At 40.5% G+C, this 26,540-nt stretch carries 23 protein-coding genes; 1 reads left to right on the top strand and 22 read right to left on the bottom strand.

Annotated elements, in window-relative coordinates; all coding sequences use genetic code 11:
* Positions 1 to 421: 421 nt before the first annotated feature.
* The 9 genes from Q0371_RS09160 to Q0371_RS09120 form a co-directional block, all read right to left on the bottom strand.
* Positions 422 to 1,231 carry a creatininase family protein gene (locus Q0371_RS09160; RefSeq protein WP_298470508.1) on the bottom strand — a complete coding sequence of 270 codons (810 nt, stop codon included), beginning with the start codon at positions 1,229 to 1,231 and terminating at the stop codon, positions 422 to 424.
* Between the two features lie 24 nt (positions 1,232 to 1,255).
* Positions 1,256 to 2,668, bottom strand: coding sequence for an APC family permease (locus tag Q0371_RS09155; protein WP_298470506.1), 1,413 nt, complete (start codon positions 2,666 to 2,668; stop codon positions 1,256 to 1,258).
* Between the two features lie 129 nt (positions 2,669 to 2,797).
* A complete protein-coding gene (locus Q0371_RS09150; RefSeq protein WP_298470504.1) occupies positions 2,798 to 3,562 on the bottom strand; it encodes an IclR family transcriptional regulator in 765 nt (254 codons plus the stop codon).
* 193 nt (positions 3,563 to 3,755) lie between these two features.
* Positions 3,756 to 4,409: a phosphate signaling complex protein PhoU gene (gene phoU / locus Q0371_RS09145; protein WP_298470502.1), complete on the bottom strand. Its 654-nt coding sequence runs from the start codon at positions 4,407 to 4,409 to the stop codon at positions 3,756 to 3,758.
* Between the two features lie 18 nt (positions 4,410 to 4,427).
* Entirely contained in the window at positions 4,428 to 5,237 is an 810-nt protein-coding gene (gene pstB, locus Q0371_RS09140) for a phosphate ABC transporter ATP-binding protein PstB (RefSeq protein WP_251552640.1), read from the bottom strand.
* 15 nt (positions 5,238 to 5,252) lie between these two features.
* The gene (pstA, locus tag Q0371_RS09135) at positions 5,253 to 6,077 is read right to left on the bottom strand and encodes a phosphate ABC transporter permease PstA (RefSeq protein ID WP_169361325.1); all 825 of its coding nucleotides are present in this window, start codon (positions 6,075 to 6,077) and stop codon (positions 5,253 to 5,255) included.
* Between the two features lies 1 nt (position 6,078).
* Positions 6,079 to 6,993 (bottom strand): phosphate ABC transporter permease subunit PstC, encoded by a 915-nt coding sequence (gene pstC, locus Q0371_RS09130; protein ID WP_251552639.1) that lies wholly within the window; start codon positions 6,991 to 6,993, stop codon positions 6,079 to 6,081.
* Between the two features lie 33 nt (positions 6,994 to 7,026).
* The gene (locus Q0371_RS09125) at positions 7,027 to 7,851 is read right to left on the bottom strand and encodes a phosphate ABC transporter substrate-binding protein (RefSeq protein WP_298470500.1); all 825 of its coding nucleotides are present in this window, start codon (positions 7,849 to 7,851) and stop codon (positions 7,027 to 7,029) included.
* A gap of 704 nt (positions 7,852 to 8,555) precedes the next feature.
* Entirely contained in the window at positions 8,556 to 10,199 is a 1,644-nt protein-coding gene (locus Q0371_RS09120; protein WP_298470498.1) for a hypothetical protein, read from the bottom strand.
* 157 nt (positions 10,200 to 10,356) lie between these two features.
* Here Q0371_RS09120 and Q0371_RS09115 point away from each other — a divergent pair, with 157 nt between their 5' ends.
* Positions 10,357 to 11,736, top strand: a complete 1,380-nt coding sequence (locus tag Q0371_RS09115; protein ID WP_298470496.1) for a Glu/Leu/Phe/Val dehydrogenase — start codon at positions 10,357 to 10,359, stop codon at positions 11,734 to 11,736.
* A gap of 105 nt (positions 11,737 to 11,841) precedes the next feature.
* Here the strand turns inward: Q0371_RS09115 and Q0371_RS09110 are convergent, their stop codons facing one another.
* From Q0371_RS09110 to Q0371_RS09050, 13 genes are all read right to left on the bottom strand, one after another.
* Positions 11,842 to 12,603 (bottom strand): IclR family transcriptional regulator, encoded by a 762-nt coding sequence (locus Q0371_RS09110; protein WP_298470494.1) that lies wholly within the window; start codon positions 12,601 to 12,603, stop codon positions 11,842 to 11,844.
* Between the two features lie 29 nt (positions 12,604 to 12,632).
* Entirely contained in the window at positions 12,633 to 13,817 is a 1,185-nt protein-coding gene (locus Q0371_RS09105; RefSeq protein ID WP_298470492.1) for a CoA transferase, read from the bottom strand.
* 23 nt (positions 13,818 to 13,840) lie between these two features.
* Positions 13,841 to 15,793: a TRAP transporter permease gene (locus tag Q0371_RS09100; RefSeq protein WP_298470490.1), complete on the bottom strand. Its 1,953-nt coding sequence runs from the start codon at positions 15,791 to 15,793 to the stop codon at positions 13,841 to 13,843.
* A 13-nt stretch (positions 15,794 to 15,806) separates the two neighbouring features.
* The gene (locus Q0371_RS09095) at positions 15,807 to 16,781 is read right to left on the bottom strand and encodes a TAXI family TRAP transporter solute-binding subunit (protein ID WP_298470488.1); all 975 of its coding nucleotides are present in this window, start codon (positions 16,779 to 16,781) and stop codon (positions 15,807 to 15,809) included.
* Complete coding sequence (locus tag Q0371_RS09090) at positions 16,771 to 17,604, bottom strand: enoyl-CoA hydratase-related protein (RefSeq protein WP_298470486.1); 834 nt, start codon at positions 17,602 to 17,604, stop codon at positions 16,771 to 16,773. Before Q0371_RS09090 ends, Q0371_RS09095 begins: the two co-directional genes overlap by 11 nt.
* On the bottom strand, positions 17,585 to 18,616 hold the full coding sequence (locus tag Q0371_RS09085; RefSeq protein WP_298470484.1) for an acyl-CoA dehydrogenase family protein: 1,032 nt from the start codon (positions 18,614 to 18,616) through the stop codon (positions 17,585 to 17,587). The genes Q0371_RS09090 and Q0371_RS09085 overlap by 20 nt, the downstream gene beginning before the upstream one ends.
* Positions 18,613 to 19,767, bottom strand: coding sequence for an acyl-CoA dehydrogenase family protein (locus tag Q0371_RS09080; RefSeq protein ID WP_298470482.1), 1,155 nt, complete (start codon positions 19,765 to 19,767; stop codon positions 18,613 to 18,615). The genes Q0371_RS09085 and Q0371_RS09080 overlap by 4 nt, the downstream gene beginning before the upstream one ends.
* 808 nt (positions 19,768 to 20,575) lie before the next feature.
* Positions 20,576 to 21,040, bottom strand: coding sequence for a GNAT family N-acetyltransferase (locus Q0371_RS09075; RefSeq protein ID WP_298470480.1), 465 nt, complete (start codon positions 21,038 to 21,040; stop codon positions 20,576 to 20,578).
* 357 nt (positions 21,041 to 21,397) lie between these two features.
* Positions 21,398 to 22,507, bottom strand: a complete 1,110-nt coding sequence (locus tag Q0371_RS09070; RefSeq protein WP_298470478.1) for a M20 family metallopeptidase — start codon at positions 22,505 to 22,507, stop codon at positions 21,398 to 21,400.
* 29 nt (positions 22,508 to 22,536) lie between these two features.
* Positions 22,537 to 23,562: an oligopeptide/dipeptide ABC transporter ATP-binding protein gene (locus tag Q0371_RS09065; protein ID WP_298470476.1), complete on the bottom strand. Its 1,026-nt coding sequence runs from the start codon at positions 23,560 to 23,562 to the stop codon at positions 22,537 to 22,539.
* Positions 23,534 to 24,544: an ABC transporter ATP-binding protein gene (locus Q0371_RS09060; protein WP_298470474.1), complete on the bottom strand. Its 1,011-nt coding sequence runs from the start codon at positions 24,542 to 24,544 to the stop codon at positions 23,534 to 23,536. Before Q0371_RS09060 ends, Q0371_RS09065 begins: the two co-directional genes overlap by 29 nt.
* 18 nt (positions 24,545 to 24,562) lie before the next feature.
* Positions 24,563 to 25,438, bottom strand: coding sequence for an ABC transporter permease (locus tag Q0371_RS09055; protein WP_298470548.1), 876 nt, complete (start codon positions 25,436 to 25,438; stop codon positions 24,563 to 24,565).
* Between the two features lie 37 nt (positions 25,439 to 25,475).
* Positions 25,476 to 26,393 (bottom strand): ABC transporter permease, encoded by a 918-nt coding sequence (locus tag Q0371_RS09050; protein WP_251552631.1) that lies wholly within the window; start codon positions 26,391 to 26,393, stop codon positions 25,476 to 25,478.
* Between the last annotated feature and the right edge of the window lie 147 nt (positions 26,394 to 26,540).

The raw sequence follows: 26,540 nt of genomic DNA, 5'->3' as shown, positions 1-26,540 counted from the left end.
TCCAAAATCTATATGCTCTTATGTTATCCAAACACTTAAAGTTATACTCTTAGTGAATATCCTCACATAAAGCCTACACTATTATATCATATTCCAATCTATAGTTTTATCAACTAAAAGTTAAACTCTTTAGTTACTTCATTTTGGTAATAAAACCTGCTATGTATGTAAGTAAAATTTTTTATAAATTCTAAATAAAGCAAAATTGATTTTCGCTCTAGTCGGACGCTTTCCGTGGGGTGAGCGATAAGCCATCACCCGTCGCTAACGCGCGCGGTTGTGATGTCTTATCTGTCTCACTCATCCCACTGGAGTCGCCGCCTGCCGCTCCAATCAATACATAGAAAATATTTATATTTAATAGGTCATGATATTCATTTACTAAGTAAAATACACGATAGAATGCTATTAGGTAGAGAGTCTATAAGGGAATCTCTCTATTTCTTAGTTCGACATGCACTTCATTTTCGCAGTATTCTATCAATTCTTTTAAATTAGCTAAAAATTTATTATGGTATTTTTCACCTGTCTCTTTTGATGAACCGGTTGCATCCCCCATTAGACCAAAACCATTAGTTGCTTCCTTATAAGTAAATACATCACTAGAGCTCAATACTCGGTCTCCCTCTATAAACGGGTCATGTTGAAGATACCGATGCTTATTAGGTATATTACTTCTTACTTCTTCTGGATCACAAAGCTCAGGATATAAATAAAACATATGAGAACTTTCCATCTCTTCTGCATGTCCAATTCCGCCAGGAGCAGAAAGTCTTAGTTCTTTACCTTTTTCAAAGTTAAAGTAAAATGGATCCACAATTGGAAGAAAAGCTCCTGTCTTGTTTCTTAGTCTAGTAGTAGCAATTTTAATGGGAGGTAGATTAGCTTCCCTGTGTCCATTAATAATGATAATTTTTTCGAATCCATGATAAATTAAACTTTGACATATATCCTCGACAAGTGCAGTCAATGTTTCTGGACGCAATGTAATCGTTCCTGGATAGGCCATGTGATGAGGTGCCCAACCAAACCAAGACTGAGGAACCACTAGTGTGTTAGTTAATCTCCCTGCATCCTCCGCAACTTTTTCAGCTACAAAAGAATCTGTTCCCATAGGCAAATGGGTTGAATGTTGCTCTACACTCCCAAATGGTACGATAATTGTCTTTTTTACTTTTAAGTATTCCTCTACATCTTTCCATTTGTTTTCATGTAACCATATACTTTTCATTACTTTCCAACCCCCTTATAATATTTAAGCCTCTTTGGTCATCTCTTTCATATCCTCCTCACTTAAGTAATCCCAGCGCTTATGAGCATATAAGTAGTACCAAAGAGTGAGTAAAATTACCCAAGTAATACCTATAATTAAAGAGATGGCAGACAGGTACGTAATAATCCAAATAGATCCAATAGTAGCAACGATAGCAAGGACAGGAATGTTTTTAATATTAAAGGGATATCTAAAACCTGCCTTTAATTCTGGTCTTGTCACCCTCACCACGATTAAAGCAATATTCATAATAGCCATCATAAACCAATTAGCAAAAACAGCAGCACTCACAAGCAAACTAATAGCATCCGCATATCCCATCGTAGCCGTAAAAGTAGTTCCTAGTGCAATAATTCCTGTAAAGACTATAGCGATGCTAGGTGCACCAGTTTTTTTATTTACTCTACCAAAAATGGCAGGCACAGCATTTTCTCTTGCCGCAGAATAGAGCATTCTAGAAGATCCTAAAATGCAACCAATTGTCGAGGTTCCTGTCGCAGTTAAAGCTGCAATAGCAATTAGAACCGCTCCAATTCCCGGTAAAATATTTTCCATTACCAATGATAACGGAGCTGAGGAGGAAGCCAAATCAATCGGTGAAGTTGATGCTACTACTCCATAACCTGTCAATATGTAAAGTATTACTACAGTAACCAAAGCAGTTATTTGAGCTAGCGGAAGATTTCTACGTGGATTTTTTGCTTCTTCGCCTAAAGTTAAGACAGCTTCTACCTGCATTTGTCCAAAAGCAATTAGTGCTGTTGCAGCGAACACACCTGTCCATCCATTTGGTAGAAACTCAGAATATTCAAAGGGACCAACAGGGTTTACAAATAACGCAATCATTGCGATAGCAAACAACGCTACCACCTGTATTATAGAAAATACAGTATTAATTTTCCCCGTAGCTTGTATTCCTGCAAGAAGAAGTAATGTGATGACAACAGAGAGTATTGGAGCAACGATGGTTGGCGATATATTAGGAAAAATATAAGTGAAGTAACCGGCAAAGCCTAAGTTAACTGCACCTGCAGCAAAAGCAAAAGAAATAAAATAAAGTCCGGAACACCAAAGTGCGACTAGTTTACCTAAAGTTTTTGATATAGGAGCAAAAGCAAATTTTGCGTAAGCATAAGAGGCACCTTGATATGGCCAAATAGATGCCATCTCTGCATAACTCATTGTAGATAGGATAGCAACAATACCAGCAATAATAAAAGCTACAAACAGAGCAGGTCCGGCTTGTGAAACCGCTGGTCCTATTACAGTAAAAATGCCTCCGCCTATTAATGCCCCTACTCCTACACTCCAAAGATCCACAAAACCAAGTCCTCTTTTTAATCCTGTTGACCCTGCTTTTTTAATCGACATTTCTGGTACGGTATTATTCGTCATTACAATCCCCCATTCCATATAGTGAACTTTGAATTCCATTATATCATTTTCCATTTAAAATTAAATAGAAAATTTTAATTTTTCAGATAAAAAGAGAGTCTAGCATTTTAGACTCTCCCTTTATTGCGTTTATATTATCTTTTGTGCGATTTGAAAAGCTGCTTCTTTAAGTAAATCTATATACCGAGATAGATTCTTATCAAAATCAGATTCTATCCCTATTACACTTAATGATGCAATTACATCATTTGTTAAGTTGTTAAAAATAGGAACGGCTATTGCGATGGTCCCTTCAAATAGTTCTCCCTTGCTAATACTATAACCATTTTCCCTTATTTCCTTTAAAAGTTCCTGAATATGAAGAGGGTTAGTTGGGGTTGTTTTGGTAATGCTTTTATATTCAAATTTTTCTAGTAAATATCCCTGTTCCTTCTCGTCCATATACGCTAACAATACTCTTGGACAAGCTGCAACATAAAGGGGAGCCTTCTTGCCTACGTTAGGATATAGCCGTATAGGACGCCAGGATTCAAACTGCTCAATATATATTGCCTCTTCCTTTTCACGTACTGCCAATTGAACAGTGAGGTTCGTTTCATTTCTAATGTAAACCATCTGTTCCCGAGAAAGCGTCCGTATATCAATCGTATTTTTAACAAGCTGTCCTTTCTCTAAGAATGCATAACCTAAAGAGTAGTGAGATTTACCATTTACAATTTCTTTTTTTACATAACCATAATCCTCTAATTGTGTCAGAGTTCTAAAAACAGTAGTTTTAGGCAATTGTATCTTTTGCATAATATCTTCTAAAGTTAATAACGGACTTTTTGTAGTAAAGCAGTCTAACATTTCTAGTGCTTTTTGAATACTAGATTGTACTCTATTATTAGACAATCAACATTCTCCTTTCGATCCTGAATAAATCTTGTGAGCTTTATAGAAAACACCTTAATAATGGTTTCGACAAATTCCATATATTTACCTGTATTTTAATCTATAATTTTCAATCAATATAATAGCTATACAGGCAATTAGATACAAAAAAACCGATAGAGGAAGCGGTAAGCTTCTTTTATCGGTTTAAATGTTAGTTAAAATCATACATCCTACCTTTAATCAGATAAGCCGTACTTTCTGCTATGTTGGTGATGTGGTCGGCTGTGCGTTCTAAGAAACGGTTGATGAATAGGAGCTGGACTAGCTGGGCTGTGTCCTCGGGATGCTCACTTAAATATTGAATGAGATTTTGGTAATTAGCTCTACTGTTCGCATCGACTAGGTCATCCAGGTCGGCTACTTCCTTTGCCAGGGCTATGTCTTCCTCTATAAACGACTTCAACGATTTTTGTAGCATCGTAATGGATACCGTCTTCATCGGCTCAAGCTTTGTCATGTGTAACAGGGATGGCCGCTCTCCAATTTTAATAGTTGCCTTGGAGATGTTAACCGCAAAGTCAGCGATGCGCTCGATGTCGCTTGATATTTTCAGCACGCCAATGATTCGGCGTAAGTCACGAGCAAGTGGCTGCTCCTTGGAGATAAACCAAATAGCCATTTGGTTAATTTCCTTTTCCATGTCATCGATCGTATTGTCTTTTTCAATTGTTTTTAAAGCAAGCTCGATGTCCTGCGTTTCTAATGCTTGATAGGAGCATTCTAGCTGCTCCTCTGTAATTCTTACCATTTCAGCTAGCTTATTTTCTAGCTCCTGCATATTATTTTCAAAGTTTTCGCGTATCATTTTCCGTCTCCCATCTAATTATCCGAAACGACCAGTAATATAATCTTCTGTTCGAGAGTCACTTGGTGTTGAAAAGATAATGTCTGTTTGATCGTACTCGATGACTTCCCCATTTAAGAAAAATGCTGTTTTATCAGAGATTCTAGCTGCCTGCTGCATATTATGTGTCACAATCACAATCGTGTAATCTTTTTTCATTTGCGTGATAAGCTCTTCTACCTTAAGCGTGGAAATTGGATCTAGTGCGGAAGTTGGCTCGTCCATTAAAATCACATCTGGCTTCATGGCAATCGCACGAGCGATACACACACGCTGCTGCTGTCCACCGGAAAGTCCTAAAGCAGATGTTTTTAATCTGTCCTTCACTTCATCCCAAATCGCAGCCCCACGAAGACTTTCTTCCACGATCTCATTTAAAGCCTTCTTGCTTTTAATGCCTTGCATACGTGGTCCATAAGCTACGTTATCAAAAATGCTCATCGGGAACAGGTTTGGCTTCTGGAAAACCATTCCTACCTTTGTGCGTAGCTTGATAACGTCCTGACTTGCATATATATCTTCTTCGTCAATCACAATTCTCCCAGTGATTTTCACTCCATCGATTAAATCATTCATACGGTTTAATGTACGTAGAAACGTAGATTTACCACAGCCGGAAGGGCCAATTAATGCAGTTACTTCTTTCTCCTGGATACCTAAGGAAACACCATATAACGCCTGCTTCTCCCCGTAGAATAAATTCAGGTCATATACATTAATTTTTGATTGCTCCGTAGTTGTAATTGCACCAGAGCTTTCAGCGGTAGATTTAGAAAGTATTTTCTTCATATTGGTCTCCTTCGTTTAATGATTTGCCTTATTGAATTTCTTCGATATATAAGTTGCAGACAAGTTAAGGACTAAGATGATCACGATCAGGACAATACCAATGGCTGCTGCCAATTCAATATTTCCCGTTTCCTGAGTAACTAAGTAAGAATGTACTGTTAACGTTCGTGCTGAAGAGAAAATACTATCTGGCATCGCCGCAACTGTTCCTGCTGTTAAGAAGATAGCCGCCGATTCTCCCACGATACGTCCGATGGAAAGAATAATACCTGACAATATCCCTGGCATCGCACTTGGCAAAATAATTTTATAAAGCGTTTGTAGCTTCGTCGTCCCTAGTGCTAGAGAGCCTTCTCGATACGTGTTTGGTACCGTCTTTAACGCCTCTTCTGTCGTTCGGATAATGACTGGTAAAACGATAATCGTTAATGTCAGGGATGCCGCGATAATAGACATACCAAGCTTTAACGTAGCCACAAAGAATACCGCTCCAAACAAGCCATAAATAATAGAAGGAATCCCTGTTAAGCTTTCCGTCGCATAGCGAATGATTTTCACTAGTCGACCTTGCTTTGCATACTCGTGTAAATAAACAGCAGCCAAAATACCAATTGGTGTCGCAATAGCCAACGAAATCAGAATCGAGTAAATAGTGGTGACGATCATCGGCCAGATGCCGCCTCCCTCAGTAGGAGAATAATCACCGAATATAAAATCAAAGCTGATTAATCGGAAGCCTTTATAAAAAATATAGCCAACAATTACAACGAGAATGGCAACCGATATAAAAGCAGAAAACCACAAGAGGCCACGTAAAATATTATCCTTTACTCTATTCATATTAGTTGCCTCCTCTTGCTGTAATTCTAGCTAGTACGAAATTTAAAATGAGAATGAATGAGAATAAAACGATCCCCGTTGCAAATAACATTTCCTGATGAGTTCCAAACGCATATCCCATCTCTAAAGCAATATTCGTAGTCAACGGTCGAACACTGTCTGTAAGACTTGTAGGAATGATCAAGCTGTTCCCCGCAACCAATATAACGGCCATCGTCTCACCGATTGCTCGTCCTAATCCAAGGACGATCGCTGCCATAATCCCAGACTTTGCAGCAGGAACAATTACTTTAAAAATGGTCCCGATATGAGATACACCAAGCGCTAAAGAGCCCTCTGTGTATGCCTTAGGTACAGCACGTATCGATGTCTCTGCTACCGTAACAATCGTAGGAAGCATCATAATAGCTAACACAAGAATGACAGCCAGTAAGCTTTGCCCTCTCGCTAGTCCAAAGTTGTCCTGTAAAAAAGGAACGATAATCGCAAGTCCAAATACCCCGTACAATACAGAAGGGATACCAGCTAATAGCTGAATAGCCGGGGAAATTAATTTAGCTAGCCACTTAGGTGCAATCTCTGCTAAGAAAATCGCCGTGAACAAGCCAATTGGAACTCCAATAATTAATGCACCAATTGTCGCGAATAGAGAAGCCACGATCATTGGGAAAATACCGAATTTATCCTCACTTGGAACCCAGTCCGAGCCGAAAATAAAATCTATAAAGCTATAGCCCTCTGCTATAAACGGATAGGATCCTTTATAAAATACAAAACCTACTATTAACGCTAAACTGATGACCGATAATAAGGCGCAAGCAAGGAAAACCTTTGCAGATAAACCTTCTAGAAAATACTTGCGTTTGTTAGCTTTTTCTATTTCAACGGTTTGCTTCTCGAATGGTGGTGTAGTCACGCAAGTTCCTCCCATTATGTAATTTCACAGATTTTATTGAAGAATAGGGATAGCTCCTGCCTCCGAAACTATTTGCTGTCCTTCAGGATTTAAAATATAATCGATAAATTGCTGCCCAGCAGCTGTTAACTCGCCTTCCTTATAAACGAATAAGAATGGTCTTGAAAGACCGTACTTTTCGTCCAGCACGTTTTGTGCGGTCGGCTCTACGCCATTAATCTTCATCGGGTAGATCGTTTCATCGATATATTCGAAGGAAATAAAGCCAACTGCGTGCTTATTTGTTGCCACTGTTGTCTTGATATTACCGTTCCCACTAGCAACAATCGCATTTCGAATCAATTCCCCAGAGGAATAGCCGACAATTTCCTGGAACGCATCACGAGAACCAGAGCCGTCCTCACGCGAAACAACCACAATCTCCAAATCTTCTCCGCCAAGCTCCTTCCAGTTCTTCACCTTACCAGTGAAAATCTGCTTCACCTGTTCCATCGTTAAGTTCTCCACCTTATTCGATGGATGCGTCACAATAACAATCCCATCATAAGCAATAATAATTTCTTCTAACTGAGCCGCTTCCTCGTCCTTTAAATCGCGAGAGCTCATCCCAATTTCCGAAACACCATTTGTTGCATTGGTAATCCCAGCTGACGACCCAATCTGGTTAACCTCTATTTTGACCGATTCTGTTTCCTCATACTTCATCGCCAGCTTCTCTGTCAAAGGCCCCACCGATGTAGACCCTGAAATCGAGATCGTCTGCTTATCGCCACTATCCTGCCCCGAATCATTACCTCCACAGCCAGCTAACAACGCAAACGGAATAACGAGAGAAACAATCGCTTTTTTAAATAACATGGACAACCTCCAAAAGTTATAGACTTCTATCTACTCTCCATCATAAGGCTAATTTCTTAACGTTCTATTAAGTGAATGTAAAGGTATTGTAAACTTTCTAAAAATGAATTAAATATATTGTGAATTTAGTGAAAACTCGGTAAAAAGATATGGTGTGAATAGAGAGATTTGGGAACGGTTAAAATTGTTGAAGTGACACCTAAATCAGGGATCATCGCACCTAAACAGGAGATTCGCACCTAAAATTATGACAGTGGTACATAACAGTTAAGAAGTGTCCCATTTAACACCTGAAAGTGCCCATAAATATACTAAGAGTGCACCATAAATGAAAGATAAACGCCCATAAACCGCAAAAGTGCCCATTAGAAGTCCAAAAGTGTCCCATTAACTATGCGGAAAGCGCCCATTAATCAAGTAGAAATGTCCCATAAAATGAAGAAAGTGTCCCATTAACTAAATCGAGCACACAAAAATCAAAAAGTGTCCCATTAACCAAGGAGAAAGCGCCCATTAATCCAGTTGTTTTGTTACAAAAAGTCTATTACGCTAAAAGCACACATAAACAGAAATCAATCATAAAGCTGTTTTTCGTAGTTTGGTCTTCAACTAGTTGTCATATGTATAATGGAAGGAGGACAAAATTCAACTCAATAAAAAAGCCGATGTAAGAGAATGATTCTCTTTCATCGACTTATTGTTGCTTATAGCTTGCCGAGCTCATCTATAAAAGCTGGCCTTTTTGCATACTCGGTGCTTAATTGCTGGATTAGATCTGTTTGTTTTTCCTCACCAGCATACTTTTTGTATTTCTTGATTATTCTACATACGCCTTTGTAACGCTTTCTGTCCGTGGCTGATTTAGCTGAGGAATGTATATAATTTTGATACATTTCTATAACGTCCTCTGGGTATTTTTGTGCCAGTTGATCAGCATAGTTTTCTAGGTATATTAGATTTCCCTTAACATAATGCAATAACTCCTCTAAATCGTTTTCTTCGAGGATAATCTTCAGGTATACTTCCCTTGCTTTCCACCATTCAGAAAATTTTAATTCATGGATTAGAGAATTATAAAATGTGTCGTCTTGGGCAAGCTCTTTTAGCTCTTTATAATATGCAAAGTCATCGAACAGCAATAGCTCTTTAGCAAGTTTCTTCTGTTCTTCTTTGAGCGAAAGCTCTTTATAAGCTACGTATCGTTCCTTCTTCCAATCCATCGCTAAACCAGGAAGCTTTTGGTCCTGATTTTCTCCCTCCAAAGCAAGCTGTATCACTTGCTCATAATTTTTCTTTTCCTTATGCTGACTAATTAGCTGCTGTCGGAAAAACGGGTAGTGAAGATTTGCTTGAATAAAAGAAGCCTTTTCGTCTTCAGAATCATACTTTTCCATTATGTTCCACAATAACTCAAGGAGACTTTCCTTATAATAATTCGAATAGTCACCCTTCGCCTCTTTTATCATCTTTTCCAATTTGGCTCTATACTTATTCCTCAAGACTTCTATATCCGCAAACTCCTCGCAGATTTCTAATATATTCAATTTAAAATTGGACCATCCATCAAATATGCGTCGATCCACATGCTTCATTAGTTTATTAAATATGTCTATTCGTAATTTCACGTCTAAAGGATCGCCATCCATTGCTCTCTCGCCAATAAGCCCTAATGTTTCGTCTATAAGTGACCCTATATCTCCGTCCGAATCATCTGCATATTGGAGTGCCTTCATACCTTCATCTAGCACGAGTAATCCAATATTAATAGCTATTAATGTATCTTCCGTTTCTTTAATCTTCTCCAACAGTTCTTCGAAGTCCATTACAAATGCATAAGCATTTCGACGAGAGATATAGCCCTCTCTACCTTTATGCTCTTTAACAATAGAAGAAAGTAACTTTTTACACTGATCTAACAAATTAGTTTCATTCGTTTTTGCATATTTAAAAACCAACTTTTCCCCAAACTTTGAATCCTGTTCTACCATTTCCATTAATATTTCCACCAATTTGTCTTTAGATAAATCATTCAATACCTCAAAGACAGCAGGCTTTTTCTTCCCCACCATTTCACCATCAAATTCATCTTCCAAAATTTTAAAATAAACAGCAGCCTCATGCTTGCAAACAGGCCCATAATCATATGGACAACCACAGGAGGAATAAGATATTTCTCCGTTCTCTTCTATCATGACAATAACTCCGTAATCTCCACTACCCTGTACAATAAAATTATACGTATATTCATCCTGCTTATAGCTCTTTATGACCCTATCTTCTCTATAATAGTCAAAGCCTCGCATCAAAATTTCTTGGTCCATTTTTTCTTGAAAGTTATTTAGATTCATTGTTCGACTCCTTTTCATAGTCTAGTTAAAACAAATCATAACAATAAATCACTATCCATGAAAGTCGTTAAACAGTAATTACATTTCCTACGTTTTTTCCCAAAACTTTAGGGTATAACTAACAACGATGAACAATTATTTGGAGGTGCTGGAATTAGTGGAAGAGCAAACAATATCTATTGTAAAACAGTCACTGAATGCATTATTGGAGAACGAGACATTTTTGCCAGAGTTACAGGGTGAAATGAGGACAAAGGCCTTTACTTCGTTGAATGCGATTTTATCAACGCCGAATCAGATACATAAGTCCTTCCTGCGTGTCCCGCTCGAAAGTGGAGAGGTCGTTCGAATTCCTTCTTATCGGGTGCATCATAATGATGCCCTTGGACCTTATAAAGGTGGGATTCGTTTTCATGAGTCGGTTAATGAGGAAGAGGTTATTAACTTAGCGTTTTTGATGACGTTAAAAAACGCTTTGCATGATGTACCATTTGGGGGAGGAAAAGGCGGAATCGTTATTGATCCTAAAAACTTCACCGATAAGGAGCTACATCGTATTTGTACGAAATACGTTCGTTATTTTAATCATGTACTTGGCCCCGACCGTGATATTCCAGCACCAGATGTTGGTTCTGGTGAGCGTGAAATGGACTGGATGATGGCTGAATACAAAAAAATTAACCAAGGGCAGCCTTATCTCGGCAGCTTTACGGGAAAAAGTGTCGCCAATGGAGGGTCTTTAGGACGACGTGAGGCAACGGGTAAAGGGGTTTATTTCACCTTCCGCTATATGCTAAGCAATTATGCCAAGGAGCACGGGCAAACGTTAGCAGGCTCCGATAATCCTTACGCTAAAACGTTAATGGAACACGCCAACCGACCATTAAGTGTTGCTGTCCAAGGGTTTGGTAACGTTGGCTCAGTCACTGCACTCGAGGCTGCTAAATGCGAGTACTTACAAAATAAAGTCGTTGCTGTAAGCGATAGAAATGTAACACTCTTTAATAAAGAAGGCTTAGATATCCAGTCACTTGTCCAATTCTCTGCCGGGAATAAAGGTGACCTACCAACGTCAGAGGAACAACTAAAAGAAGCTGGAGTCACAGCGACTATCCTGAGTAGAGAAGAAATTCTAACAATGGATGTGGATGTTTTATTCCTGGCTGCCTTAGAAAATCAGTTAAACACAACGAATAAAGCCGAGATCAAGGCCCGGATTATTGTAGAAGGTGCAAATGCCCCAACGACAAAGGATGCAGATCTATACTTGAGCCAAAAGGGTGTCATCATCATCCCCGACATTTTAGCGAATGCCGGCGGGGTAATCGTGTCCTACCTGGAATGGCTGCAAGGTCGTGAAACACAATTCTACTCGGAAGAAGAAGTCTACAACCAACTTCTCGATAAAATGAAGCATACGATGGACACGCTACTTCCTCTATACTTCAGTGATCCATTGCCACTTCGTCAAAATTGCTTTATCCATGCGGTAATACGATTATCTACTGTGTTGTATCGACAAGGGAAGCTATATTAAAAAAAGGATGGAGCGACGTCAGTCACTCCATCCTTTTTGATAGATACAAACAAAACTTCTCCGAATTGTAGGGAATTGTATCTGACACAGGGACACACACAACACTCAAACAATTCGCCCAGCAGCATCCTTCAACAACTGAATCAACTGCTCGTCATCATATTCTTCCTGGCGAATATAAGGGTAAGTCACTGAGAGGGCACCGAGCAAAATTTGTCCATGTGCGATGATTGGGACACTGACGGAAACTGCTCCCTTCACTCTTTCTCCCTTAGTCATGGCATAGCCTTGTTGACGAATAAGGGATAGCTGTTCTAGCAGCTCTTCTTTTGTTTCTACAGTAATATCAGTAATCTTCTCGAAGTTTACTGTTTCTAAGTAATCTCTTAAATAAGAATCTGATTGGTGTGCTAAAAGTATTTTCGCAGATGCACCGGCATAAAGTGGCGACGTATGACCAACAAAGGTAAGTGCCGCTAGCTCATGACGGCTCGGCAAGTTATAAATGCACCGACGCTCGTTTCTTTCTATTATATTAATAGAAATATTTTCTTTCGTTTGTTCGTTTAGCCTTTCCATGATCGGGATTGCTTTTGATAGTAGAGCATCACTTTTAGCTGCGAGCTCTCCTAGGAACATTAGCTCTAGGCCTAACGAATATTGCTTTGTTTGCTCGTCTCTTACTAAAAATCCCTCCGACATTAATGTGCTCACTATTCTTTGCAAACTAGAGACTGAAATATCTGTGTGCTTGGATATTTCGGTTAGTGATAACTTAGGATAGTCTAGCGAGAAAGCTCTTAGCACTTGTATAACCCGGTGGATAGATGACATAGAATATTTGCTTTTGTTTGATTCATTCTCCAAGGGAAGCACCTCTTTCATACCTGCTCCCTTCATATTACCTTATTTTTAACAGTGAATGAATCTTCTATTTCCTTATTTCCTAATAGCTCCTCTAAAATCTCCTCTGTATGCTGGCCAATAGTAGGGGGTGCGTATCTTGTTTTTACGTTTAAGCCGCTATGCTTGAGCGGACTTGCTAAAAGCTTAATTGACCCCGCTGGGTGTTCTACGATTTCAACGCCTTCTCTATCCATGATTTGCTCCTGCTCCAGTGCCTGTTGAATCGTGTTTACTCGACCTACTGGCACTTTTGCATCGGATAATATAGTCACCCATTCCTCGGATAGTTTAGTAGCTAAAACCGCTTCAATTAACCCCACCAGTTCACCTTCATGCTGCTTTCGATCGTTGTTTGTCACGAATCGATTATCAACTCCCCATTCGGGATGTCCCATTGCGTCTGCCAGCTTTCGAAACAGTCCATCATTCCCTGCACAAATCATAATTGGATAGTCCCCTGTTTGGAATACCTGATACGGTGTGACATTATTATGCTGGTTACCTTTTCTTTCGGATATCATCCCCGTGTTCAGATAGGCACTAGCGACATTGGCCATACTTGCGACCTGTACATCTAATAGCGACAAATCTATAAACTGCCCTTCGCCAGTCATATCTCTTTGACGAATAGCCGCAACAATACTTAACGCAACGTATCCTGAAGTAATAATATCTGCAATTGGGATACCTACCTTTGTTGGCTCTCCGTCTGGCTGACCCGTAACATCCATTAATCCACTCATCGCCTGCACGACTGGATCGAAGCCTGGAAGCGCGCCAAGAGGACCTGTCTGACCGAAGCCGGTTACTGCACAGTAAATGATTTTAGGGTTCCGCTTTTTCAATTCCTCATAGTCCAATCCAAGTCTTTTCATCGTTCCCGTCTTAAAGTTTTCAATGACTACATCTGACTTCTCCACTAGCTTTAGAAACTGTTCTTTTCCTTCCACTGACTTTAAATCGAGGGTGATAGACCTCTTATTTCGATTGGCACATAAATAGTAGGTACTCTCTCCATTTATAAAAGGTCCCCACTCTCTCATGCTGTCCGATCCACCAGGTGGTTCTACTCTGATCACATCTGCACCTAAATCTCCTAGTGTCATAGCCCCTGCAGGAGCAGCATAGACTCGAGACAAATCTAAGACGCGAATATCATGTAGCGGTTGAATCATTTCCATACCTCTCCCTTCATTCCTTACTTTATTTCTGCTTTTTTAGCCCGAGCAAACTCAAAGTTAACCCCTCTTCCCTTTACTTTCCTTAAATGAAATAAGAAAAGGATTAACAACATGGCAAATCCGATTAAATCTGTAAATCCAGACGTATCAATAACGAGTAGCCCAGCAGCACCGTATAGTAGTCGTTCTAGTATAGTTATCCGGCAAAACAAATATCCCACTATCGCTACCGATAAAGCTGCCCCTCCTATTAATGCGATTACCCCAGCACTAATGCTCGCTAATACCGATCCTCCGTCGAATAGCAATAGTGGATTGAACAGGAAGTAAAAAGGAATGATAAAGGCGACAAGCCCTAATCTCACTGACTCGATTGATACCGCATTTGGACTCACCTTCGCTAGCCCTGCTGCAGCATAGGACGCTAGAGCAACAGGTGGAGTAATACTAGATAATGCTGCGTAATAGAATGCGAACATATGGGCAGCAATTGGAGGCACTCCCATACGTGTAAGAATTGGAATCGAAATTGTTGCCACAATAATATACGCTGCTGTTGCAGGTACTCCCATTCCAAGGATGATACTGATTACCATCGTTAAAATTGCTGCAATTAGTACGCTGTCTCCAGCAAGATTTAGTACGTTGTTTCCAATGGTCAAACCGATGCTCGATAACGTAACCGTTCCGATAACAATCCCTACAATTGCGGTAGCGATCCCTACATTAACCGCTCCTCGTGCTCCTTCTTCAATCGAACGTAAGATATCTGAAAAGCCCATTCTCGTGCTTTTGCGAATCCAAGAAGCAATAACCGTAGCTATTAATGACCAAATAGCTGCAAAGAGTGGTGTAACACCAGTCATTAACGTAGCTATTAACACGACCAACGGGATTAATAAGTGTCCTTTTTCCTTTAAAACTACAATAGCATTTGGAATATTTTCCTTTGCCACACCAGACAATCCAAGACGTTTTGCCTCTAAATGTACGACCATAAGCAGTACGCTATAATACAAAACTGCTGGGATAATGGCTGCCAGCATAACTGTACTGTAAGGGACTCCTAGAAACTCGGCCATGATGAACCCGGCAGCTCCCATAATTGGCGGAGCAATAAGGCCACCAGTGGAGGCTACTGCCTCAACTGCTGCAGCAAACTTTGGCTTGTAACCTGTTTTCTTCATCAATGGGATTGTTACGGCTCCAGTGGTCACAACGTTCCCTACTGCTGAACCGCTCATCATCCCCATTAATCCACTTCCGATAACCGCAACCTTTGCTGGACCCCCAGATGTTCTACCGGCAATCGTTAAGGCTAAGTCATTGATAAAATCAGAGAATCCACTGTTTTTCAGGAATGCCCCGAACATGACGAATACAAAAATGTATGTAGCCGACACACCTATAGCGGTCCCAAAGATACCTTGACCACCCCAGAACATAATCGAGATTACCCGTTCCACGCTAAAGCCCGCATGCCCAAACATTCCTGGTAAATAAGGACCGATGAAGTTATAGAGTAAAAAGACGGCAGCTATGATTGTCATGGATAGACCAGTCACGCGGCGGGTCGCTTCAAATAGCAAAATAATCGCCAAGCCTCCAATGATATAGTCCATGAAGATGTTCGCACCATATCGATCTCTAATAAATGTATCGTAGGTCAAAATGAGATAACCAATTGTAATAATAGAAAGCGCTACTAGCACCAAATCTATTTTACTTGGCTGTAATCTAGCTTTACTTTTTTTAGAGCTAGGATATAACAAAAAACTAAATACTAGCAGGAAGCCTAGATGCCATGCTCGGAACTTAATCGCATCCATAACACCGTAACTACTCATATATAGTTGAAAAAAGGTCCAAATGATTGTTGCTACTAAAATAACTCTTGCCCACTTACCGATAAACTGGCGTTGACTAGCGTCCTCATCCACTGGAAGATTTGCTTGCTCTTGAGTAGTCATCCTGTCCACCCCCCTATTTCAAAACGCCGATTTCTTTGTAATACTTCTCTGCTCCTGGGTGTAACGGCACATCCGCTGTACCAGTCACTGCCTTCTCTAGATCAAATGCCTTAACGACAGAATGTCCTTCGCTTAATGTATCTAAGTTTTCCCAAAGTGACTTCGTCATCTCATACACAGTTTCCTCACTCAAATTGACATCAACCGCTATCGTGCTATACTGACCTACCGTTAAAATATCCTCTTCCTGTCCCTCGTACGTTCCTTTTTCGATAACATACTCAAAATTCCATGGATTTTTCTCATCCGTCATATTGGCTACACCTTCTTTAGTAAAACTCACCAACTTAGAATCTACGGTAGAGATCAGCTCAGATGCCCCAGCAGCTGGTACCCCGGTATAAATGTTGACTGCCTTCACCTGCTTGTTACGCATCAAATCTACCGCTTCTCCAAATCCCACATAATTTTCTTTCACTGACTGAACTCCATGCGCCTTCAAAATGAGCTTAGATTCAAGCTCTGTAGCCGAACCTGCTGCTCCGAGGACAAAGGATTCCCCATCTAGATCATCGATAGAGTCAATTTTTGCATCATTCAAAGCAATAATATGGCTGACATTTGGGTACAAGTTGGCAAGAATACGAACATCTTCATATTTTTTATCCCCAAAGCTGTTCTCTCCGTTATAGGCCTCCCAAATAATGTTTACCGTTGAAAAGGCTAAATGGGATTCTCCACGTTGCATTAGCTTTAAGTTTTCTACCGACCCGTTAGAAGCCTGAGCCGTAACTGAAAGATCATTCGTATTCGTCCAATGCGTTGCAAGCAACGCTCCAAGTGGATAATACACTCCACTCGTTGTGCCAGTACTAAATGTAATACGGTCAGGCTTACCCTCTGCAGTCGCTCCATTATCAGAACTGCAAGCGCTTACAAATATCAACATACAAACCATTAGAAGCACTAACCAATGTCTACTTTTCATTCAACATTACCTCTTCTCGATTAAAGTTTGGTTTTCTTTTTTCTACAATCGCCTGGACGCCTTCTTTATGGTTGTCATCCTCCATCACCAATGCCATCTTAGAGGAAATGTAATCTAACGAGGATCGCAAGGACATTTCACTATTTTGACAAACCGCTCGCTTGATCAGCTGTGTTGCTAGCCTTGGTGCTTCAGACAGCTGTTTGGCATAAGCTGCAACTACTTCATCCAATTCCCCATCTGGCACGACAAATGTCACTAAGCCTCGTTCCTTTGCTGCCTCAGCTGTCAGCACCTCTCCAGTCCAGAGCATATGAAGCGCCATGTCTTTTCCGACAAGCTTTGGTAAGAAGTAGGCTCCACCATCACCAGGTACAATGCCTACCTTAATATAGCTTTCTGATAGCTTACAAGAGTTAGCTGCAAATCGGATATCACACATCAAGGCCATATCAAGCCCTGCTCCGAATGCTACACCATGCACCTTAGCAATAACGGGCTTATCAATCTCCTCCAATAAAAGAGGAACTCGTTGCACTTTTTTCCAAAGAGAGTTTTTTCGGTTAATCCCCTTCGAAATAATATCTTTATCTGATTTATAAAAGCCTTTTCCTGCAATCATTTCCTTTATGTCTCCGCCGGAACAAAAACCCTTTCCAGCACCTTGAACAACAAGTACAGATATTTCCTCTGAATCTCTTACCTCTTCTAAAGCCTCAATCCATAAATCTAGCATTTCTCCGCTAAACGCATTTAGTGCCTCTGGACGATTCAGTGTAATCGTTGCAATTGTATCCTTTACCTCAAACAGTAGATCCGACATTTACCTCTACCCCTCTCACTTCTGTAATGGCTTCCCAAATTGTTTCTTCTCTTGTTAAGTACAAATCGGCAAGATGATTTGCCCAATAGGTTTCATTTCCGGCTTCCTCTCGCCAAGACCAAAGTCTTCTAGTAAAATGGTGTAGCTCATGCTCATACGTCATACCAATACCCGCGTGCAGCTGGTGTGCCGCCTTAGCAACTACATTGCTATTAGAGGAAATTTCTATCTTCGCCATTGCAATTTTTTCATTCTTAGTGTCCTTCTCGTAAGCTGCTACTGTCGCCTCGAATGTAGCATACGCCGCAGCAACCTCTCCGGCAATAGCTGTCAAATGATGCTGAATCGCCTGAAAACGATGCAAAGGCCGACCGAACTGCTGACGCTCCTTCGAATAAAATACCGTTAATGCCAAAATACTCTCCATAGCTCCCGTCATCATTGCCACTCGACTCATCGTAAGATAACGCTCATAGTCCTCCTTAAGCTCTTGAAAAGGAACAGTTAACGCTCCTATTTTCCCTTTATTCCACTGCACCAAATCTCTAGGTTCAGCTGCAAGATTAGCCTTTAACGTGTAGGTCATTTCTGAGGCATTCACTCGCTCATAGCCACTAGGAGAAACAACGATAATCTCATCTACAAAGCGCCCATAAGGAACATGAAAAAGCGTATCCTCACCGTCTTCGCATAGATGTAAAACTCGTAGCTTATCATCCACTTCACCATTTACCTTAGCAAGAAACTGATTGGCATAAATCACTTCTGCTAGAGGTAACGGCGCTGCATACTTGCCAGCGATTCGTAGGATAGAAAATATATCCTGACTGTCGCCTCCTACGCCTCCAGAATCCTCATCAATCCCAAGGTAAGTCAGACCTGATTCCTGAACTGCCTTCCAGAGTGGCTTGCTCCATTCCCCTTCCTCAAACCTTTCCCTCGTCTCCTTAGTCGATAGATCCCTCAATATTTTTTCGGTCGTATCCTCGATAAATTCTCTCATCTCACTCATGCAGAAACCACTCCTTTTGCGACTATTCCTCGTAAGATTTCGGTTGTCCCACCTCTTAGCGTAAATCCAGGACCATGCAGAATAGATTCAGCTAGCAATCTAGAATAATGGTCTGCCTCCTGCTTGCTCGGCATAGTTGGAAGTAGCAAACGAATCACCTCTGCAACACTTTGTTCAAAACTATTCCCTAAGTCCTTCACAAGTGCGGCTGCTAGATTCACGTCCTTACCTTCCTCCAGCATAGCTGCGATACCCATTGACATATTTCGCAAAGACCACATTCTGCTGACTAGCTTCGCAACATCTATCAAACCTCGATGGTCACCCTTTACCTTTAGTAGCTTCATAGCTTCATTTAATAAAGGAAATGTACTTAAGATCCGCTCAGGACCGCTTCTCTCAAACGACAGCTCGGTTAACCCCTGTGACCAGCCATTTCCTTCTTGGCCTATTAATCTATCATCTGGCACGAAAACGCTTTCAAGAAACACTTCATTAAAGTGATGCTCTCCTGTCAAAAATTGAATCGGTCGAACAGTTACCCCTTCCGACTTCAAGTCGATAATGAGCTGACTCATTCCCCCATGGCGATTATTAACATCCTGTGGGGCAGTCCTGCACAAGGTAATCATGTAATGCGAATGATGTGCACCCGACGTCCATGTTTTCATCCCATTGACTACCCAGCCACCATCTACTTTAGTAGCAGTGGTCTTTAAGGATGCTAAATCAGAACCAGAATTCGGTTCAGATAGACCAATGGAAAAGAAACATTCTCCTCTCACAATCTTAGGTATGAAAAACTCCTTCTGCTGCTCCGTTCCAAATTTTAGGATAAGCGGTCCAGACTGCCGATCCGCAAACCAATGAGAGGCAACTGGTGCACCAATCGCTAACAGCTCCTCTGTAATTATGTATCTGTCAATACTAGATCGCGCTTGGCCACCATACTCCTTAGGAAATGTGATGCCAACCCAACCCTTTTCCCCAAGTTTCTGAGAAAACTCCGCGCTATATCCACTTAACCAAGAATCCGAATGTGTTTCAAAGGCTCCGTCAAGCTTCTCCTGTTCTAAATAAGCCCTAACTTCCTGTCGAAAAGCCATCTGCTCCTCTGTAAACTGAAAGGCTGGTAGCTGTAACTGTCTCATCTAACTCCTCCTTTACCGATATAGCATAACTGTTATGCTTCAGTGATAACTATTTAAACCATAATATAATCTTATTTAATTGTCAATTTAGAATTTACTGAAATTTTAAAATGAATCATTTTAACTAATTGTGAAAAAGTTATCGCATTAGTATATTAATAGATTATTTTATACGACTTTCTCTTGAATAAGTTATAGTATGCTGCAGCCTATATAACAAAATAATGTTATCAATATAATAGTTTTTTCTTCGATTAACATCCGGACACAAAGAAAAAAGCGTAATCCAAATTTCGGATTACGCTTCTTCTTTCCCTATAAAGGGAATACACTCGGAAAATTTGTTAATATTTCTTCGTAAATCTAACTGACATTCGTCTGTGACCGAACCATCAGACATTTAGGTTGCACTTAAAACAAAAAACTTTTCTTTCACTTGCTAAAATACACTAAATCGAAACCTAAATATATCGGTTCCCGACGAGAGTACCTTTCGTCAGTAAAGCAAATTTTCCGCCAAGGCTGTGCATTTCATCCATCGGATTTTCTTGTAAACTCATGTTTACCAGTCCTTTCCTACGGTAGTTCCGCCTTGTACTATTTATATACCCCGCTAAAATGTCATTAAACATCTTTTATCAATATTTATTTAAATTTTTTTAATTCAAATTGGAAGACCGCTTTATCTCGCTTAAAGAAAATGATTAAACTCCGCTACTCTCTAGCGTTTGAATATTAAAGTCTGTAGTATGAAATATGTAGAAATTATTTAAATTTATTATCAGAATAATGTCTGACACAGGGACAGCTACAACAGTTTGTGCATGGAAATAGCAGAAGAGGTAAACCCCAGCTTTGTATATAGTCGATAAGCATGTTCATTATTTCCGAATACACTCAAGGCAATTGAATTTATTCCACGCCCTCTTACTCTATCTTGTAATTCCTCTAAGGCTTTTGTTGCGTAACCCTTTTGCCTGTATGCTTCTTTAATATAAAGGTGATAAAGATAGGCGCGATTAATTTCCAGATTTACACTAAACCAGATGATTCCTACTTCCTTAGCTATTACAGGATCATAGAGGTTGTATAAAAATTGTCCATCGGTGGATAAACCATCTGGAAACAAATCCTTCATCATCATTTCTGATTCTTCCATCGCTTTATCTATCGGAAGATTATAGTTGTCCGAAATATCTTTCGCATAATCCGGTATCATAAAATCTAAGTAGGTATTAAATTCATGGTTATTCATTTCTTTAAGCTTAATCATCTATTTATCCTCCTCCCCCCTTTGACATCCCACGCCTTACCAGAATTAAATTGTTCATACCTGCCGAATCTATATATCCTTCGTTATTTATTCGCAATAGACACGAAAAAATCCTGCTTTTTTTAGTTTCGCGGCTTTTCCTATTTACATAATAAAAAGCCACTCAGTAATGAGTGACCTTTAATTTATCCTTCTTAAACAACAACCAGTCTCCTTGGGCCTACACGCTTCCGAGCCTTTGAATCCAACTGTTCACTGAAGATTCTGTATGACAAAGGGATGCAATTACCGAGAATTGTAGTCAATTGTCAGAATAGTGTCTGACACAGGGACGCCCACACAGGGACACCCTCCAACCTACCCACCAGTTCCCGACAGCCTCGACACCGTTTCAGCTAACAAAAAGCATCTTTCCGTCAGTGAATCTATTTCGAGATATTCACCTTCATTGTGCAGCTTCCCGCCGATTGGCCCTACACCGTCTATGGTGGCTACGCCAAGATGAGAGGGAAATGATGCATCTGATCCTCCGCCAGTATGAGAATCGGTTATCTTCAAGCCAAAGGAGTTTCCGACCTCCTTCACGATTTCTAGGAGTTTCTGGTTTTTATCATCAAGCTCCATTGGTGGACGGGTGATGCCGCCTTCTAGGTCGATTGTAGTTCCTGGTACGTCTGGTACGGAACAAATAGTTTCGATTTGCTTGGCAATTTCTAAGCTTTGCTCATCACTTTCGACGCGTACATCTACATATCCAGTGGCGCTGTCTGGAATCATATTTACAGCGTCTCCGCCTTCCACTATACCTACACTTACTGATATCCCTTGCTCATGGTCAGTTAAATGATTGAGCTTGATCGTTTTATATGCAAGCTCCTCAATAGCACTTCTGCCTTCTTCTGGTGCTACTCCGGAATGTGCAGATCTTCCATGTACATGCAGCGTATATCTGCCGCCCCCTCTTCTTGAGGACACAATCGATCCATCCTTACGGGCAGGCTCCATAACCAATGCATATTTCACTTCCTTTGAAATTTCCTCAATGAGCTCCCTGGATGTCGGGGAACCTATTTCCTCATCACTGTTTAAAATAATGATGACATTTTTCAAAGCAGCATCGTTTTTCTCGTACAAATATTTCATAGCATACAATAGAGTTACCTGACTTGCCTTCATATCCGCTACTCCTGGACCAAATGCAAGGCCATCCTTAATGGTAAACGGTCTTTCTGCTGCCGTTCCAATCGGAAACACCGTATCCATATGAGCGATTAGAAGTATTTCAGGCTTCAAGGCTTCTTTATGTTTAATGACAATGTTATTTCCAAATTCCTCATTTTCTTTTATTTCAATTGAGAGGTCCATTTGTTTATATTCATTTATTAGGATTTCTCCTATTTTATCTACTCCAGTTTTACACGTTGAGCCACTATCGATATTTACTAGCTTTTCTATGAGCTCAAGCATGGGCTCAAGGTTTCTCCTCAGATAGTCCATCACGCATCTACCTTCACTTTCTCTTCATTGATAATTCCTTTACCATTTTCAAGCGGGAAATGACAAGCTACAAATTGACCTGACGCTTTTTCCTCAAATATAGGCTCCGTTTTACTGCATATGTCCTGAGCATAAGGGCATCTTGTATGGAAATTGCAGCCAGGGGGTGGATTTGCCGGGCTCGGGATATCGCCTTCTAAAAGCTGTCTTCCCTCGATGTTCCGTTGAGTAGGATCTGGAACTGGCACAGCGGACAATAAACCCTCTGTATATGGGTGCATAGGATGTAAAAACAACTTCTCTTTCGTCGTCAGCTCCACGATTTTACCAAGATACATCACGGCAATTCTGTCACTGATGTGCTTTACTGCCGGAAGTCCATGTCCTATAAAAATGAATGTTAGATTGAGTTCCTTTTGTAGCTTAGATAGTAAGTTTAATATTTGGGACTGAATCGATACATCCAGTGCAGAAACTGGCTCATCACATATGATAAGCTTGGGATTTAAGGAAATAGCACGAGCAATTCCAATTCGTTGTCTCTGTCCTCCACTAAATTCATGTGGATATCGATTGACATAAGCACGATTTAACCCAACTAGGTCCATAAGCTCCATTACTCGTTCAGTGAGCTCTTTTTTATGGAGAGATTTATGAGTCCTTAACGGCTCCGCTATCAAATCAAACACGCGCATACGTGGATTCAAGGAAGAAAAAGGGTCTTGAAATACCATTTGGATATCGGCTCGTTTCTTTCTTAACACCTCTCCTTTTAGCTTCGTCAAATCTACTCCTTCAAATAAAATCTCACCTTCCGTTGCATCCAGTAGCTGACCTATCAGGTTTCCAGTAGTCGACTTCCCACATCCGGATTCCCCAACTATCCCTAGCGTTTCTCCCTCGTCCACATAAAAGTCCAAGCCGTCGACTGCATAAAGAAACTGTTTTTTTCTTTTTAAGAAACCTTCCGATATATCAAAAGCCTTTTTCAGTCCTTTAACTTCCAGCAAATGATTTTGTTTCATACAAATCAACCACCTTTTCTTCATGGAGCCAGCATCTGACCTTGTGATTTGTCAGAATTTCTTCAAGCTTTGGTTGAGCTTCCGCACATTTTTGCATGGCATATGGACAGCGATCCATAAACCGACAACCAGTTGGATAATTTAACGGACTTGGGACAGTGCCAGGTATAGAGGTTAGTTCATCCTTTAATTCATGGATTTTAGGAGTGCTATCCATGAGACCTTTCGTGTATGGATGTTTAGGCTCTCTAAATAACGTAAATACGTCCGTTTCTTCCACTACCTGACCTGCATACATCACGACTACACGATCTGCCATTTCAGCCACAACGCCCAAGTCATGGGTGATTAGCAAAATTGATGTATCAAACTCCGTGATTAAGCCCTTCATTAGTTTAAGAATTTGAGCCTGAATGGTTACATCTAGAGCGGTCGTTGGCTCATCTGCAATCAACAATTCCGGATTACAGGAGAGTGCCATCGCAATCATGACACGCTGTCTCATACCACCACTTAAGGAATGGGGAAATGAGTCAATGACCTTCTCCGCTCTTGGTATTCCTACCTTTTTCAGCATTTCAATACTGATTTGACGTGCTTCCTTCTTGTTCTTCTTTTGATGCAGCATAATCGATTCTGCCATTTGATTTCCTATTGTGAAAACAGGGTTCAAGGAAGTCAGAGGCTCTTGGAAAATCATCGCAATTTCATTACCACGAAGGCTGCGCATCTCTTTCATTGAGATAGGAACAATATCTTTTCCTTTAAATAAAATTTGTCCATCTTCAATTCTCCCTGGCGATTCGATTAAACGCATAATGGATAGGGAGGTTACGCTTTTCCCTGAGCCCGATTCCCCTACTATCGCTACTGTCTCACCTTTATTTATCCTGATAGAAACGTCATCAACTGAGGGAACAATCCCATTTTCAGTATGGAAATAAGTTTTGAGGTTTTTTACATTCAGTACTTCCTCCGCCATTGGGATTCCTCCTTTAGATTATTTTTTGATAGAGCGTGGATCAAGAACATCTCTTAACCAATCACCCAAGAATATGATTCCAAGCACTGTTATTGTTATGGCTAGACCAGGAAAAGTTGCCAGCCACCAGCTAGTCGCTAAATAATCTCTTCCATCACTCAAAATAGATCCCCATGAAACAGTCGGTGGTTGAACACCAAGTCCCAAAAAGCTAAGTGACGCTTCTAGAATGATCGTTGTTGCCACACTTAACGTGGAAATTACGATAAAAGAGGAAATTACATTTGGCAATAAATGACGAGTAATTATCTTATGGTTTTTCACTCCAATGGAACGAGCAGCTCTTACAAAATCACGTTCCTTTATAGTCAACACTTCGCCGCGAACAAGCCGTGCATAATTTACCCAGTTCGTAGCACCGAGAACGAAGATAAGCGTAATCACACTAGGGCCAAAAACACTAAGTATTACTAGCGCAAAAAGAATAGTAGGGATGGCAAGGAAGGAATCTACAAGGCGCATGAGCAAATTGTCGATAAAACCTCCGTAATACCCTGCGATCAAGCCAATCGTCACACCGATGATTCCAGCAACAACTACAGATGTAATACCTACTAATAAGGAAATTTGAGATCCATATATGATTCGACTAAGAATATCTCTCCCAAGATTATCCGTTCCCAATAGATTTGCAGTACTACCACCCTCCATCCAGAAAGGAGGCTTGAGCATATTAGCTGCATTAATAGCAGCGGGATCATGTGGTGCTAGTAATGGCGCAAAAATGGCCACTAAGAAAACAAATAATACGATAAAAAATCCTACGGTACCTGTCTTACTTCTAAGTAGTAATCTACTCCACCTTTTAAAAGAAGAGGGTTTGTTTTGTGTCATGCTTATTGTCTGTGATTGGGTCAACTTAACTTCCCCCCTAGCTATATTTAATCCGTGGATCTAATAGTCGGTAAAGAATATCTGCTACTAGATTCATAAGAATGACGAGTGTTGCGATGACAAATACACTGGCTTGAACAATCGCCATATCACGCGTATTGACAGCCTGTATTAATAACTGACCTAAACCTGGCCATGAAAAGACGGTTTCAGTGATCAATGTGCCACCAACCAAAGTAGATGTTTGTAATGCAGTAATGGTGATAACTGGAATAAGTGAATTTCGGAAAGCATGCTTATAAACTACGATTCTATCCTTTAAACCTTTACTCTTTGCTGTGCGTACGTAATCCTGATTCAACGTTTCAATCATGCTAGACCGGATGAGTCTCGTCATTTCCGCTGCTATCCCAGTAGCAAGCGTGACAGAAGGGAGAACCAAATGCATAAGCGTTCCTCTTCCGGAAACCGGGAAGAAGCTTAGCGTAACGGAAAACAATAAAATTAACATAATCCCTAGCCAAAAGTTTGGCATCGCTTTTCCTATTACAGCCGCGCCCGTCGCCACTAAATCTAGACTAGAGTTTTGTTTGGTAGCAGACCAAATACCAAGTGGAATCGATACAACAATTGCTATTAGAAGTGCTGCAATCCCTAGTTCAAGTGTTGCGGGGAGACGCTCTAAGACGATCGACATTGCATCCTGCCCATAACGATAGGACTCTCCAAAATCACCTTGTACAAGGTTCATCAGGTATGTAGTGTATTGAACGATAAAGGATTCATTTAAGCCTAAGGATTCTCTTAATAGCTCGACATCTTCCTGAGAGGCGTCATCAGGTAGCATTAATGCCACGGGATCTCCTGCTATAAAGACTAGTGAAAAGACAATAAATGAAATGATTAATAATACGGGTATTATTTGTAGTATTCGCCTAACGAAGTAATTGTTCATCAATTGTCACCTCACACATATTTTGAAATGATTTTAGACTGTATTAAGATATCTTTTTAAATAAGAAAGTAGAATGGATTTCCGCTTCAGGTGGACGCTTTCCGCGGGGTGAGCGATAAGCCATCACCCATCGCTTACGCGCGTGGT

The sequence above is a fragment of the uncultured Psychrobacillus sp. genome, assembly GCF_938022135.1.
Lineage (GTDB): Bacteria > Bacillota > Bacilli > Bacillales_A > Planococcaceae > Psychrobacillus.
Note: the sequence above shows the minus strand (reverse complement) of the source record. Positions and strands in the feature narration are given on the sequence as shown.